This window comes from Hyphomonas sp. CY54-11-8, assembly GCF_000682735.1.
GTDB lineage: Bacteria > Pseudomonadota > Alphaproteobacteria > Caulobacterales > Hyphomonadaceae > Hyphomonas.
Genome location: NZ_AWFD01000006.1, coordinates 37,653 through 51,807, shown reverse-complemented (window position 1 = coordinate 51,807; position 14,155 = coordinate 37,653). Strand labels below are relative to the sequence as shown.

The 14,155-nt window shown below is 57.3% G+C and carries 11 protein-coding genes and 1 pseudogene; 3 read left to right on the top strand and 9 right to left on the bottom strand.

All coding sequences use genetic code 11. The features are described from left to right. Positions 1-235: 235 nt before the first annotated feature. From HY17_RS06605 to HY17_RS06590, 6 genes and pseudogenes are all read right to left on the bottom strand, one after another. Positions 236-2,830, bottom strand: coding sequence for an AAA family ATPase (locus tag HY17_RS06605; RefSeq protein ID WP_034764625.1), 2,595 nt, complete (start codon positions 2,828-2,830; stop codon positions 236-238). Beyond that, on the bottom strand, positions 2,827-3,501 hold the full coding sequence (locus HY17_RS20510; protein ID WP_233348677.1) for a hypothetical protein: 675 nt from the start codon (positions 3,499-3,501) through the stop codon (positions 2,827-2,829). The genes HY17_RS06605 and HY17_RS20510 overlap by 4 nt, the downstream gene beginning before the upstream one ends. Before the next feature lie 144 nt (positions 3,502-3,645). Further along, positions 3,646-3,957, bottom strand: a pseudogene (locus HY17_RS20685) (exonuclease SbcCD subunit D); the annotation flags it as partial. A gap of 131 nt (positions 3,958-4,088) precedes the next feature. Continuing rightward, positions 4,089-4,322, bottom strand: a complete 234-nt coding sequence (locus HY17_RS20680) for a DUF6527 family protein (RefSeq protein ID WP_369802180.1) — start codon at positions 4,320-4,322, stop codon at positions 4,089-4,091. A gap of 104 nt (positions 4,323-4,426) precedes the next feature. Then, positions 4,427-5,791, bottom strand: coding sequence for a ThiF family adenylyltransferase (locus HY17_RS06595; protein WP_034764619.1), 1,365 nt, complete (start codon positions 5,789-5,791; stop codon positions 4,427-4,429). Positions 5,792-5,808: 17 nt separating this feature from the next. Continuing rightward, positions 5,809-6,951, bottom strand: a complete 1,143-nt coding sequence (locus tag HY17_RS06590) for a multiubiquitin domain-containing protein (protein ID WP_051599779.1) — start codon at positions 6,949-6,951, stop codon at positions 5,809-5,811. A 184-nt stretch (positions 6,952-7,135) separates the two neighbouring features. Here HY17_RS06590 and HY17_RS06585 point away from each other — a divergent pair, with 184 nt between their 5' ends. The 3 genes from HY17_RS06585 to HY17_RS06575 are packed head-to-tail and all read left to right on the top strand — an operon-like array spanning position 7,136 to position 9,444. Continuing rightward, positions 7,136-7,462, top strand: coding sequence for a helix-turn-helix domain-containing protein (locus HY17_RS06585; protein WP_051599778.1), 327 nt, complete (start codon positions 7,136-7,138; stop codon positions 7,460-7,462). 8 nt (positions 7,463-7,470) lie between these two features. After that, the gene (locus tag HY17_RS19880) at positions 7,471-8,013 is read left to right on the top strand and encodes an ImmA/IrrE family metallo-endopeptidase (protein WP_034764616.1); all 543 of its coding nucleotides are present in this window, start codon (positions 7,471-7,473) and stop codon (positions 8,011-8,013) included. 15 nt (positions 8,014-8,028) lie between these two features. Next, complete coding sequence (locus tag HY17_RS06575; RefSeq protein ID WP_034764613.1) at positions 8,029-9,444, top strand: exonuclease domain-containing protein; 1,416 nt, start codon at positions 8,029-8,031, stop codon at positions 9,442-9,444. 39 nt (positions 9,445-9,483) lie between these two features. Here the strand turns inward: HY17_RS06575 and HY17_RS06570 are convergent, their stop codons facing one another. From HY17_RS06570 to HY17_RS06555, 3 genes are all read right to left on the bottom strand, one after another. Then, positions 9,484-9,918, bottom strand: coding sequence for a ribbon-helix-helix protein, CopG family (locus HY17_RS06570; RefSeq protein ID WP_051599775.1), 435 nt, complete (start codon positions 9,916-9,918; stop codon positions 9,484-9,486). 1 nt (position 9,919) lies between these two features. Further along, positions 9,920-11,890, bottom strand: coding sequence for a conjugal transfer protein TraG (locus tag HY17_RS06565; RefSeq protein ID WP_034764610.1), 1,971 nt, complete (start codon positions 11,888-11,890; stop codon positions 9,920-9,922). A gap of 270 nt (positions 11,891-12,160) precedes the next feature. Continuing rightward, the gene (locus tag HY17_RS06555; protein WP_034764605.1) at positions 12,161-14,113 is read right to left on the bottom strand and encodes a DUF3363 domain-containing protein; all 1,953 of its coding nucleotides are present in this window, start codon (positions 14,111-14,113) and stop codon (positions 12,161-12,163) included. Between the last annotated feature and the right edge of the window lie 42 nt (positions 14,114-14,155).

The following is a 14,155-nucleotide window of genomic DNA, read 5'->3' as shown; positions in this document are numbered from 1 at the left end:
TCGATCTCTCGAAGTCTGAATTCCGAGAGCGAGTGTCGGCCTGCAGCGTTTCAGCCGATAGATTGGAAAGCCGCAAATGGGCGGGCGTTCTTCATACGCGTTGCAAAGACTCACAAAGCCGTATGGTCAGTAGCGGTCCATGACGATTTCTGTGAGCAACGACCCTCACGAGGGCAAAGCCTAAGAGAAGGGCATAATGGTGTGGAAGCGTTTTGATATCGCAGTCCAAACAAACCTAATTCAAGCGCAACGTATTTCCACCCAAATCGCGAAAAGCACGTTGTCGGCAGGAAAGCACGAGAATTTGAAGATCGCCCGCCTGTCGATGCAAGGCGTCGAACATGGTTTCGATGCGGTCATCGTCAGTGAAGACAAGTGCGTCATCAAGTATGATTGGCGCGCTCTGTCCGCGCGTGGCCAACATGCGAGCAAAGGCCAGTCGAACGAGAAGAGCGATCTGTTCCTGGGTGCCGCCAGAAAGCACTTCGATAGATTCCTCTTGGCCGTCTCGGACCAGCGCTGTTGGGAGTAACGTCTTATCTTCCCAAACCAACTCGGCATCAGGCCAGAGCAGCTGGAGGAGTGGTCTAAGCTCAACCGCGACCGGTTCAAAATAGCGCTCATGCGCTTCGCTTCGCGCTTCCTCCAGAACTGACCCCAGCCTCTGCAGGATGGCGACCTCCCGCTCAATCGATGCAAAAACCACCTGTGCAGCCTTTAATTGCTGCTCAGTTTCAGCAAGTCGCTCTTCAACTGCATCTCCGGCGCTGCGCGTAATCTCGGTATCAAGGGTTGCGAGCGCCGGCTTGAGACGGGCTATTTCCGAACGCGCAGTCTCCTCAATTGATTGAGCACGTTGTAACTTTGCTTCTACCGTTTTCAAATCCGGCGCGGACTGAATTTTCTCTTTAAGTAAAGCTTCTGCAGCACGTAGCGCCGTTGCCGCGCGATCCAGCTCCTCCTCAAGGCTGTTTTGATCAAGATCGCCAAGCCTTTCCAATGAAGCTTCTGCCCGGGAAAGTCTTGCATGCGCGGCTTCAAACGCCGCATCAGCGCGCGATGACGCCGCTCGCGCGTCAGCAAGGTGCTCCACCGCCATGTTACGGTCCGCCTCAGCTTTAAGCCGCGCCTCGTCGGCTTCCAAAAGAAGCTGTTCTGCAACGGCCAGCGCCGGCACATCCTCTTCATCATCATCATCGAGAACCGGGATTGCTGCGAGTCTCGTCCTCAGGTCACCAATGCCGTCGGGCGCCAATGTCTCAAGACTCGCTTGCGCTTCTGCCCGAGTCCGTTCTGCTGCGTTCCGAGCCTCCGCAGCATCGCGCGCCTCTTCGATTGTAGAACAACCAAATTTTTGCAACCCGTCGAGCAGCGCTTGTTCCGCCTTCTCGACAGTGTTGTCATCCTGGCTTCCTGCACCTGCACGTATAGATAGTTTTCCTAATCCCTCAACATCGAGATCGGCTCCATGTGGGATTGCGACCGCTTGGCTATGAGGCAGGTCCGTACCATCAAGTTTTATCCGCGCAGAAACACCTGGGTCATAGGACATGACCAGTTGCGTCGCTTCACTGTCTCTGATGGACTGCGCCACAATCAAAGCCGAAGCTAGCTCTTCCAGCTTACGAAGAGCTTTGATATCCGGACCGCGCTGAGCGTTAGCCGCTGCCGCCTCCATCTCTTCCCGCGAGGCTTGGGCTTTCTTTATACGATCGCTGAGCTCTTGACGTCGTTCAGCACCATCTAACGCTGCCTGACGACGTTGAGACGAACGAAAGGCATCTTGCGCCAACTGATAGACGGATTGGATGTCGTCGAAATGCTTTTGGGCTTCAGCGCGTTTCTCTTCACACGAAGTCAGGGTGCCCTTTAATGCTTCTGCATCGCTCGTGGTGCCGACGACTCCCTCATTTGCTTCGTCGCGTTCCTTCAAGGCGTGCCGCAGACCGTCGAGACGTGACTGCAGATTCGAAACCCTTAGGCGACCAGCGTCCACTTTCCGAGCCTCAGCGTCCAAGGATTCAGCGTAACGCTCCGCAGCCTGAAATTCTGATGTTGCATCTTTCAAGCGTTGCCTTCGGGCTGCGCTGGCGTCAGCGTCTTCGAGTTCCACGAGTTCCCGACGCTTTCGTTTGCGTTCCTCAAGGTGTTCGCGCAGTTGTCGTACCATTTCAGCGAGCTCATCACGTTGCGCCTGAAGCCTTTCAACCCGTTCTTCCGCCTCTTTCCATGGACCTCCAGCTTTCGGCCGCCCGGTGGGCGTTGCGAAACCGAGCAGTTCTTCGCGACACCTTGCCAGCGCCATATCCATGCGCCTCCCACCGGTCATGGCTTCGACCTCGCCAGTCACGGAAGAAAGAAGATCGCGCCTCGCTTCCAGCGCCGCGTCTTTCTCCTTCTTAGATCCTTCGGACAGTGCAGTTAAACCCTGCCGCACCCAGAGGAGACCAGAAGGTCCACCATCTTCGCGCCCCAGCAAGTTGGTAATCCAGCTTTCGGCTTCGTCGGCTTGAGCGACCAGTCTACCTTGCTTTTCAATTGTTACGGCGGGTTTCGATATCCACCGCTTTGAAATGGTATAAATGCCATCCTCGATTTCAATGTCGATTGATACTTCAGGCGCACCACCGGCATGTGGACGAAGCGATTTGACCTCCTTGTCGCTCGAACCGTGCGCCTTGAAGAAAACCGCCTGAAGCGCATCGAAGACGGTTGATTTTCCGAATTCATTCGGTTCACAAAGTACATTAAGACCGTCGGTCAGACCTTCTATTCTGACAGGTTTGATAAAGCGCCTGACATTGTTGAGTGAGATAGATCGAATTCTCATTCTTCTGCCTCCTTCACATACGAATAGAGACGGGCAAGCGCGCCAGCGGAAATAGACCGGTCTTCCGATGAGAGCGACTCCGATTCAGCATCTTCTTTCAGGCGGCCTGCGGCCAATCTGAGTGCGCCGCCTTTATCGATCTCATCAATATCGGCCTCATTGTATGAGGTCTTCAGGTGTTCCTTACTGAGTTCGAAATGCGCGAAATTCGGTCCGCATTGGGCGGCGGCGGCGTCTAACTCTGATTGCGCTCGCAAGCTCGCCCAGCCTGTCGCTTTAACACGCATGAGAATGTCGCGGTGCCCTGCTTGCGGGAGAATATCTTCTAGCGCTGCAACAACATCTGTATCGGGAAGAAGTGGCAACTCATCTTCGGTCCAAAGGAATTCACCAATTTCAACATCTTCGACGAAAGGCGGAGCGCCTGGTGAGTCCAGTGAGATGACCAAGCAACATCCACGTCGCCCATGCTTGAATCGGTCTTGCTCTGGGCTGCCGCTATAATGAGTGCGCTCGGTTATCTGGAGACGGCCATGCCAGTCTCCAAGCGCCAGATAATCCAGGCCGGCTGTCCGGTCCCTATCGGGGGAGATATTTGCGCCCCTGTTGTTGAAATCTACGACGCCTGCATGGGCCAAACCAATACGCAATCCGCCATCATCTGTAGCCACGGAAGCGAGTCCCTCCGTCGGGTCGCTTCCGGACATTCGAAATGCGACAGGGCACGGGAGCAGCCGCACGCCTGAGGATAGTTCAATTGGTGAGGGGGTGATGAGCGCGTGGACATTCGAAGGCGCTTCTCGCCCGATCTTGTCCCACAGTGGCTCTGCATCCTTTAGATTGTCGTGGTTGCCAGGAAGGATCCACCACTGGACGTTCGCGTTTTCCGCCATAGCCGCGAGGGATTGTTGAACCACGGAGGCTGAAGGGGTGGATGTATCGAATGTGTCGCCAGCTAACAGTATGTGTTCGGCGCCACTTTCTACCGCAACCTGCGCCAGACGTTGGATTGACGCATGCCGAGCCTCCATAAGGCGCCCGCGAATGTTTCCGTCTGGTGCTTCGGGAATGCTCGCGAAACGACGACCGAGATGTAAGTCTGAGGAATGTACAAACCTAAATGCCATTATGATCCCAATTTATTGCCCCGCAGGTTTAGGATACTCTACCGCAATATAAGCCTCAAACGACATCGAGCTTTCGACTTTACTTACCATATCGATGGGCGGTGCGGTCCTCTTCTAGCGCTTGGTTGCGCTCAACTCTGTTCTTTGCACCACTGCACTTTACCCTTCCGCACCCAGAAGTGACTCTTACAGCCGACTTTACGCCAAACAGAAGGATGCAATGTCGGAGCTTTGGGGGCTGCGCTGGTCAATCTCCAGGAAGGGCTGGCCTCGGGAATGAGAGCTAACTCAATCCGCTCGCCGCATTTGCATGGACACATGAATGCCGCTGCCCATAGCTCGTCACCTTCACGTGCAACCACCATCTCGCCGCGCTTGATTTGGTCCGGAGGGGTGTCTCCCTCATGCCACTCAAGAATGAGATCGGGTCTTCCGCCGAACGCCCAGCGCCATAACTTTTGAAGCCAATTCATGCTACATCTCTTTCCGTCTCACGGGGGTTGAGAAGACCAAGAAGCGGGCGCTTCAACCCTTGACCAAAAATCCCGGAACGCCAAGCATTGCCAATGTCGGGTTCTCCGGCATGCTCTTCCTCGCCCGCAGCGAGGCTGAAATAGGTCGATGCGTACTTTTTATTCGCGTCGTGGCGGACTTCGTACAGCCTCGCTAGCCATTCGTTCACAGCGGCGCTCGCAGCACGCATATTCAACGAAATCACCGATGGAGCCTCCTCAGGCATCCCTTTCAAATATCCCTCTTGGATTTGACGGGCATGATCTTCGGGGTCAGCTCGGCGGAGGTATTCTTCCGCCAAACCTCCGCCAGTAACTTCTCCCCGCTGCCACAACGATGCACCGCCTGGCCGCACATAATCTATGCGTCCGCAAACATCTGCTATCTCCAATTTCCCGCCACGCAAACGCGTCGGAATTACAACACCCATGTCAATCAGAGGACAGAGAAACGCCTGCACCATCAGGTCGCAGTGATAGCGGCCCTCCATCGAATCCACGCAAGAGAATAGCACGTCGGCCTCACTGGCTGCTGCAATGACCGCTTCGTCACCGATCGATGTCTCAAAAGTCTCAACGGTTATATTTGGGGCATGCAGTCTGATAGCGTCGCGGAGGACATGCGTCTTGAACCGGCCGATATCTTGCGTCGTTGCATACAGGATTCTGTTGAGATTCCTTTTCTCAACCTTGTCGAAATCTATGAGAATGAGCCGCCCAACACCAAGCCTTGCTAGCGCTTCAGCTGTAATTGAACCCGTCCCAGAAATACCGATGATAACCGCGGTTTTCTTGGAAAGGTCGACTGTCATTCCTGAAGTGTAAGCAAGCAAGCTCCCAGCCGCAGCGATCTCCCGGGATCGGATATCGTGTCCAATTGTCGTAATTTTCAACACGTCGCGAGACTGTTGACTCTCATTGTATATCCGGGTGCGAACACGCCCATCGGGCAGCATGATAGCTGAGCCATGCGGGGCTCGGGGGTTTTGACACCCATGCTGCAGAACCGGGATCACGACACGGTCGCTATCGTCGTCGACTTCAGAAAAATGATCATGGCCGCCGGGATGCGAATGCATCAGGATGACAGCGCCATCAATGAGATCGGCTGCATCAATCGCTTGTTCCAGAAATTCGCCGGGCCATGTCAATCTTGTTGAAGTGCGAACTTGGCAGGCCTCGTGAGGAATGAGGATATGTTCCCGGAGCAGAAGCTGGTCCCTGTTGCGTCCTGCGACTCCGCAAACAAGGGCAGCCGCGGCTTCAAGCCCATCTCCTGGAAAGAGATGAGCTCGAAGGTCCGCATGGTGACGTTCGATCATTCGAAGTGCGGACACAATCACCCCCCCTCCACTTCTCGTAAGATGGCGTCCTCGATCAGCGCTATGTGGGTGATGAGACTGTCCGTCGCCGGATTCCAAGCGGTATTGCCATCGCGGTGGCGGGACCACCGCTGATATGACACGCCGCTGATGGTTTCGCGGCTCTCTGTAGCGGCAATTTTCCGCCCCGCTGCGAGCTGCAAGTGCGGCGCGCAATAGAACATGTCGAGTTGCGCAGCTGGGTATGTCGGCGGAATCAGGACAGCGATATCCGTTGTACTCTGACGGTAACCATCGGGCAGTTGATACGCCCTCCAGATGAACCACCTCTTTCTGCCTTCAATCAGCGTGTCCCACACGATCCCGCGGCTTTCGAGAAACCGCACATCCTCTTCGCGAAGACTGAAAACCCGGTGAAGCCCTGAAGAAGCTTCACCGTTGTTGACGTGGTTCGGACGAAGCCAGAGTTTCTCGATGCCCCTCCGGGAAAGGTCGATCGTATCATTGAGGTCCACAGGCTCTTTGGGCAAGCCAACAAACTTCAAGATAGCGGTCCATCCCTTGTCGGGATCGATACCTGCTTTGATGAGAGCGTCTTTAACGACCACCTTCGGCGTATTGAAGGTCAGGATCACGCCCTGAACAAGTAGCTCCCAGATACCTTTGCGGGTGAAGAGCCGCTCTAGCCCTTCGTTGTCGAGGGAAACCGTATCACCGGGATTCAAAACCCAGTCCGGCTCTGCCTGCCGTGTCAGAAAGATCTGGTGATGGTCGTCGACCTTGAAGATCAAGCGAAGCATATCTTCAGAGATATCTGGCGCGCCCCAAGGGAAGCGCTGGTCATTGAAAGCGCCGAACCAGAGGCGATCTGTGCGGAAGGCGAAGAACCTCTCTACCCGGCGCCCGGCAATTTCGACGACCTCACCGGGAGCAATTTCGCGAACTCCGTCTCGATCAAGTAGAAGAAGCACATACTCGTTCACCGGATGACGCCCGAAAGCATCAAGGACTTGGGCGCCAGTCGGGGAGGCATCCTTGATCAACCGCTTTTCGTCGAAACCATCGCCATCCCAGAGGCGCGCGCGGTAGGCCTTGGCGGCGGGGAGTTCCTGCTGGACGCTACCGCACGCCCACTGTTCGATGTCGATTTCATCAGTCATTGTGCTTCTCCATTACATTCGGCGTGATTGCCTGCAGCACAATCGACGTTTAGTCGGCGATTCGAGAATTGTCAATTATACCGACATTTATAATGTGCTTTTTCAGCACATTTTTGTGCGGTTCCTCCGCATCAGATTTGTGCTTCTGCTTGACAACCGTCAGATCTCGACGGATATCTGAAGGATGCAACAGACTGAATTCAATGAATCGATCGGTCGCCGAATTCGCGATTTAAGAAAGTCAAAAGGCCTGACGCAGGAGCAATTCGCGACCCTGTCCGGCTTTTCCCGCGGTACGATCGCGAATATCGAAACCGGCCGGCAGGCGATGTCTGCACACCAAGTCTATCACGTTGCAACAGTGCTTGGCCTGCAGAGCATTGGCGAACTATTTCCTGAGCTGCCGTTGCAAGAAGACGAACACGTTGAGGAAGTAAAAATACATCGCGCACCTGACCTCAGCGAAGACCAATTACGGCAGGTCCGCGCGCTCGCTAGTAAAGTAAGATAACGACAGCTATGCCTAGCAAACCTCAGATATCAATTGAAGACTGTGAACGTGCCGCACAGGCGTTGTTGCGCGATGAAGGCGTGGAGAGATGGCCCGTCAAAGTTGACCGCATAGCCAAACGGCGGGGAATAAAAATTCAGTACTCCCCCTTGGATGAAGAATTGTCCGGAATGGTCTTCTACAAAGACAATGTTGCGGTGATTGGTGTTAACTCGAAGCACCATGTCAGGAGACAACGCTTCACAATCGCACATGAACTCGGTCATCTTCAGCTGCACGACGACGTCCTGAGAAAAGGTATGCATGTCGACAAAGTCATTACCATGCTCAACAGAGATTCTAAATCAGCCGCTGGAACCGTGAACATCGAAATTGAAGCCAATCAATTCGCCGCTGAATTTCTCATGCCCCGAAAATTTGTGATGCAGTATATGGACGAAAACGACCTCGATTACGGCACGGTCGCGGACGAGCAAGCCATTGAGGACATGGCAAATGCCTTCAATGTGAGCTCGACGGCCATGACCTACCGTGTTGCAAAGATTCTTTAGTCGGGTGTCGCTGAAATGGCCTTTGTCTTCTACGACACCGAAACCACCGGGACAAATGTATATTTCGATCAGATCCTTCAGTTCGCTGCGATCCTGACAGATGATGAACTGAATGAACTCGATCGTTTCGAGATAAGGTCGCGACTGCAGCCCCATACAGTCGCCAGCCCGGGCGCTATGAACGTCACAGGTGTAACCGCTGCACAACTTGATGATCTAGCCCATCCCAGTCACTTCGAGATGGCCTGTGCCATTCATGCAAAACTTTCCGAGTGGGAACCTGCTCTATTTGTCGGGCACAACTCCATCCCATTCGATGAAATACTGCTCAGATCGCTTTTCTACAAATCGCTCCTACCGATCTATCTGACAAACATGAACGGGAATTCCCGTCTGGACACCCTGAAAATGTTGCAGTCGGCGTCTATCTACGAGCCAAGCCAAATCACTTTCCCTTTGGGGCTGAACAACAAGCCGATCTACAAACTGGACCAGTTGGCTCCGGCGAATGGCTTCAATCACGCAAACGCGCACGAAGCTATGTCAGATGTCGAAGCCACTATCTTCATGTGTCGGAAAGTTCGAGACTATGCGCCCGATACTTGGTCTCGCTACATGCGTTTCGCTAACAAGTCCTCAGTTCATGACTTCTGCGAGAGCGAAGAAGTTTTTGGTCTCACCGAATTTTATTTCGGAAAACCGTATACGTATCTACTGCATAAAATCGGTGTGAATCCTGACAACCCGAATGAGATCGTGGCGGTGGACCTCCATTTTCCGTATGGAGAATTGCTCCCCAAGTCTCACGATGATCTTGTTCGAATGGCGCACGGCAGTCCCAAGTTGTTCCGAAAGCTTAAAGCAAATGCCCTACCGGGAGTCATTGATGGCGAAGAGGCGCATCCACATTCCCGCCTCAGTAATGAAAACTTAGACCACATTGAGCACGCTGCTATGCAGCTTCGCGATGACGCGGTGTTGAAGGAACGGCTGTTCCAAGCCTTTCTCGCATCCGGGAAGGAATATGAACTGTCTCCGCATGTTGAAGAGCAGATGTATGCAGGCTTTGCCTCGTCTGCCGACCAATCCCGATTTCAATCATTCCATGAATCCGAATGGCATGATCGTTACGACATAGTCTGTCAGTTCGAGGACGAAAGGTTTCGCAGGATTGGTGAGTGGATTATATATTGCGAGCAGCCACATCTTTTGAGTTCTGAAAAGCGGCACCATTGGGATAGCTTTGTCCGGCAAAGACTTCTGGGCGAGGGAGATCCTTGCGACGCCTTATGCCTTCCGAAAGCGTTGGAACAGGCGAATGATTTGATATCAGGAGCCGAGGACTGGAAGTTGACGCTCTTAACAGGACACCGCGATAGAATTCTCAGCCGACTAGAAGAACTTGGTCCACCGGATTTCCACGGATTATGAGATTCGGCACGCTTATATCAGGCAGCTCGACCTGAACCATCATTCGCCCTTCCGGTCTGATTGTTCCACATGCGTTGTTTCAGGAAACAGCCGCGCCGATAAACTGTTGTCGCCCGACAGTTTGGTTGCGACCTGCTCGATGAAATAATCGAATCGCCGCTGCCCGAGATTATGCGCCCGGTTCCGTTCTCCTTCCGGCAACGGATCGGTTCGGGTCAGCCAGTAGAGAACGAACTGGCCGAGGGTTTCCAGGGTGAGCGCCACGTCCCGTTCGATCGCATCCTGACGCAGGTCGAACGCATTGAGGCGGCGCAACAGCACCGCCTCCTGGCTGTCGGCGCGCTCGGGATCGAAATAGAGGCGGATAGCCTCCTCGGCTAGCGCCGATTTGGTGACGCCCGGCGACGCGGCCGCCGCCTCCAGCCGCGCGAGCGTTTGAGGCGTCAGGCGGATATGAAGGCGCTGCTTTCTCATTTCAGAAATCCGGCAACAGGTCTTTGTCGACGCGGTCCAGCGTGGCGGCGCGCTGGAACCGCTTCACCGCCTCGTCGCCATCCTCCTGAAAATCATCCTCCGCCATCGACAGGTCGGGCGGCTCGGGATCGCGGCGCGGCGCTTCCTGATGCTCCCGAAGATCGGGATGGAGGTCTTTGCCATGACCGTCGCCGCTGTCACCTCCCCTGTTTTCCTCGGGGACCGGAACCGGCTCGCCGCCACGCGCTAGCACGCTGTCCGACCAGTCATTCGTGCGGCAGGGCGGATGCGTACCCGTCGCGGGCGCTGTATCGACGCGGCTGGTAAAGTTCGTATCGAGATAATAGCGCAGTTTGCGCGCCCGGATCGGCGGCGCTCCCGACACCATCACCACCGCTTCATCGGGCGGCAATTGCATGACCTCGCCGGGCGTGAGCAAGGCGCGCTGGGTCTCCTGACTGGACACCATGACATGCGACAGCCACGGCGCCAGGCGATGGCCAGCATAATTGCGCTGCGCGCGTTGCTCGGTGGTGGTGCCGAGTGCATCGGAAATTCGTTTGGCAGTGCGCTCGTCATTGGACGCAAAGGCGATGCGTACATGGCAATTGTCGAGGATCGAATTGTTCGGCCCATAGGCTTTTTCGATCTGGTTCAGCGATTGCGCAATCAGATAGGCGCGGATGCCGTAGCCCGCCATGAAGGCAAGCGCGCTTTCGAAGAAATCGAGCCGCCCCAGCGCAGGGAATTCATCGAGCATCATCAATACCTGACGCCGCTGCTCGCTGCGCCCCGGCAGATCCTCGGTCAGCCGCCGTCCGATCTGGTTGAGGATCAGCCGCACAAGCGGCTTGGTGCGCGAGATATCCGACGGCGGCACGACGAGATAAAGCGAACAAGGCCGCGCCGCGCCGACGAGATCGGAAATGCGCCAGTCGCTCGCCGCCGTCACTCGCGCCACCACAGGGTCGCGGTAGAGCCCAAGAAAGCTCATCGCCGTCGAGAGCACGCCGGAGCGCTCATTCTCGGATTTGTTCAGCAGTTCGCGGGCGGCCTGAGCGACGACGGGATGTTGTTTCGACCCCAGATGATTAGTGGACATCATCTTCGTCAGCGTCGCCTCGAAGCTGCGCGCCGGATCGGACAGGAAAGTCGCACACCCCGACAGGGTCTTGTCGTCTTCGGCGTAGAGCACATGCAGGATGACGCCGACGAGCAGCGCATGGCCGGTTTTCTCCCAATGGCTTCTGCGTTCGAGCGAGCCCTCGGGATCGACAAGAATATCGGCGATATTCTGTACGTCGCGCACTTCGTTCTCGCCGCGCCGCACTTCCAGCAAAGGATTGTAGCGGGCCGAATCCGGATTTGTCGGGTCGAACAACAAGCAATGGGAGAATTTCGACCGCCATGCCGATGTCAGCTCCCAATTCTCTCCCTTGATGTCATGGATGACGGCGCTGCCGGTCCAGCTCAGCAGGGTCGGCACAACCAGCCCGACGCCCTTGCCGGATCGTGTCGGAGCAAACGCCATGATATGTTCGGGGCCGTCATGGCGGAGATAATCGTTCTTCCAGCGGCCGAGAAACACTCCTTCGGGTTTCAGCAATCCCGCCCCTTCGACATCCCTGTGTTCCGCCCAGCGCGCCGATCCGTAGGTTGTCACATGTTTGCGTGTCCGCGCCCGCCAGACCGATCCAAGAACGGCGGCGACAGCGCCGAGAAACCCGCCCGCCGCCGCGATCATGCCGGCGCGGTTGAAGACATCGGGCGCATAAGCCTCGTAGGCGTACCACCACTGGAACAGCCGCCAGGGTTTGTAGATCGGCGTATCGGCGATCACGAACCATGGCGCGCCAAGACGCGGTTGGTATCCGAGTTCGGCGGCGGTCCATTGCGTGGCGCCCCACAGCGACAAGCCGATAATGGCGATCACGATGAAAAACTGTCCGATCAGGAGCTTTGTCGGCGTCATGGCGGCTCTTCCGAAATACCGCGCCATGGTCGGCGATAGACAAGCCGCGCGGCTAGTCCGGTTTCCCGCAAAAGCGTCGAAGGGGGAGCAAGACGACGCGGCGGCGTTGGAGGTCCGTCAGGGGGACGCCGCCGCGCCGCAGGTTTGGAGTGTTACCCGCCTGCCCCAGGTGAAAGAGCGAAGGACAGGTTGAAGGCGTCAGGTTTTTCGCGCCCTCATGAAACACGACGGGCGAACGCGATATTCATTCCAGATTTTTCCTCCGCAGTGTCAGCGGCCGATGCCGCGGGTCTTGCCGAGCGTCCAGGTCACGCCCTTGCCGGTGCGCTTGATGATCATCTGGCGGCCGCGATGACGCTCCAGCTCTGCGCGCCAAGGCACGAGGGTAAACTCCTTCGCCCGCGCGATCAGCGCAAACCGGCCCGTCGCCAGCGTCACCGGCCGCTCGTAAACACCCTCAAAGCTCGGGCCTTCGAGGCCGTCGACAAATCCGCGTCCGGACCGCGCCGCTTCTGAAGCCGCTGCCGCCCGCAGCACCTGCTGCGCCAGTTGGCCGCGCCGGGCCGGGTCAAGGCTTTGTGCGGTCTCCGACCACAGGCCTTCGCGCTGCAGATAGACCGCACGCCGCTGGCGGGCGTTCCTGACAGCGGCGCCGAAGCCATGCTCGGCGCACTCGTCAGGGTTGACCGTATCGAGCCAGGTTTGCGCGCGGACACTCAACTGGCTTTCAAGGCCGGTCCATGCCTTCACATCCAGACGCACGCGGGCGTGCGCTACGTCATGCCTCGTCGCGCGCTCGACATAATCCGGCCCGATCGTCCAGACGCCCTCGGCGTCGCGCTGGACAAGGCCCGCCCGCCGCAGCGCCTCCAGCCGTCTCTTGTGGGCTTCGATATAGGCGCTGCCTGCGCCCGGATCGTCGCGGGCGTGAAGCGCCGGTGAATATCGCCCGCCATTGATCGCTGCGATACCCGCAATGGTCCGGTCCGATGGTCGTGGCATGGGCGCTGGCGCGCTTACTTCGACAATCGCGCCGGCTTCCGGCAGCGTGCCCGGAAGCTGCTCCGCCAGATCGACATGCCACGTCTTGCCATCGAGACCGGCGATCACGATGGCGCGCCGGTCGCGCAATTCATCACCGGGCAGATCGGCGAGGAGTTTTCCGATGACGGTTGTCTGACCGGGGACGGCGGCGTCGAAGACGCAGAGGTCGTTCGGGTCGGCGGCGCGGCCGGCATGCGCCGACAGGGTGCGGATGATATCGCCGCGCTTGCCGAGACCGCGCAAATGGTCCTGCCAGCCCTCGCTCATCCGCCATAACGAACGCGACAGGGGCTTCGCCAGCCCGAGACGTTCCAGCGCCGCCATGCGCCGCAGCCGCAAGGTGCGTTCGAAGCGCGTCTCGCCGCTGGCGGCATCCGTCATGGAAATCACACCATCGCGTTGGAGCGCGCCGAGCCTGCGGTCGAGCCCGGTCAATCTTTCCTGCGCGATTTCATTTGCATTCGCCCGCGCAATCTCCAAATCGCGGCGCGGCCCGAGGCGATCCATCACCATGTCCTGCGCACGCTGGCGCAGCCCTTTGGTGAGATAGTCGCGCGCAATGACGAGATCGCGTCCGCGCGCATCCCTGCCGCGAATGACGATATGGGTATGGGGATGGCCGGTATCATGATGATCGACGGCGACCCAGTCGAGCCGGGTTCCGAGATCCTTTTCGACACCCGCCATGAAGGCGCGGGTCGACTCCTTCAGATCGCCGAGCTGATCGGCGTCTTCCGGCGAGAGGATGATCCTGAACTGGTGGCGGTCATCGGTGCTGCGCTCCAGGAAGCTGCGATCATCGAGCCTCTCATCCGACCGGTCGTAGAGATTTCCGGCGCGGTCCCGGCCCTCCGCCTTGTTGCGATCAACGCCGTCGCGCTGGATGTATTTGACATGGGCGCGGAAGGCGGCCTTGCCGACCCCGCGCGCCGCACGCGCGATATGGACCTTGACGATGACGCGCCGCATGCGGAATTTCGCGAAGGGATGGCCGCGCAGGCCGGCCATGCGGGCGGCGGCGACGCCCCGCCCGGTGCGCGCGCCGCTGAAGCCGCGCTTGCCTTTGGGTCTCGCAAGCTTTTTGGCCGCGCGCTTCACCCTGGCCACATAGCACTTCCCGGCGCCCGCCCCGCGATTGCCGGGACGCCCGAGTTTCGGGATGAACTCGTCACCCCCCATTGAAGGCTTGTGCGGATTTGTGGCGCCGGAAGTTCTGACTGA

Bases quoted from the DNA above. Each gene is read 5' to 3' on its own strand.
- HY17_RS06605 (WP_034764625.1), bottom strand. From the start codon at position 2,830: ATGAGAATTCGATCTATCTCACTCAACAATGTCAGGCGCTTTATCAAA.
- HY17_RS20680 (WP_369802180.1), bottom strand. From the start codon at position 4,322: ATGGTGGTTGCACGTGAAGGTGACGAGCTATGGGCAGCGGCATTCATG.
- HY17_RS06595 (WP_034764619.1), bottom strand. From the start codon at position 5,791: ATGATCGAACGTCACCATGCGGACCTTCGAGCTCATCTCTTTCCAGGA.
- HY17_RS06590 (WP_051599779.1), bottom strand. From the start codon at position 6,951: ATGACTGATGAAATCGACATCGAACAGTGGGCGTGCGGTAGCGTCCAG.
- HY17_RS06585 (WP_051599778.1), top strand. From the start codon at position 7,136: ATGCAACAGACTGAATTCAATGAATCGATCGGTCGCCGAATTCGCGAT.
- HY17_RS19880 (WP_034764616.1), top strand. From the start codon at position 7,471: ATGCCTAGCAAACCTCAGATATCAATTGAAGACTGTGAACGTGCCGCA.
- HY17_RS06575 (WP_034764613.1), top strand. From the start codon at position 8,029: ATGGCCTTTGTCTTCTACGACACCGAAACCACCGGGACAAATGTATAT.
- HY17_RS06570 (WP_051599775.1), bottom strand. From the start codon at position 9,918: ATGAGAAAGCAGCGCCTTCATATCCGCCTGACGCCTCAAACGCTCGCG.
- HY17_RS06565 (WP_034764610.1), bottom strand. From the start codon at position 11,890: ATGACGCCGACAAAGCTCCTGATCGGACAGTTTTTCATCGTGATCGCC.
- HY17_RS06555 (WP_034764605.1), bottom strand. From the start codon at position 14,113: ATGGGGGGTGACGAGTTCATCCCGAAACTCGGGCGTCCCGGCAATCGC.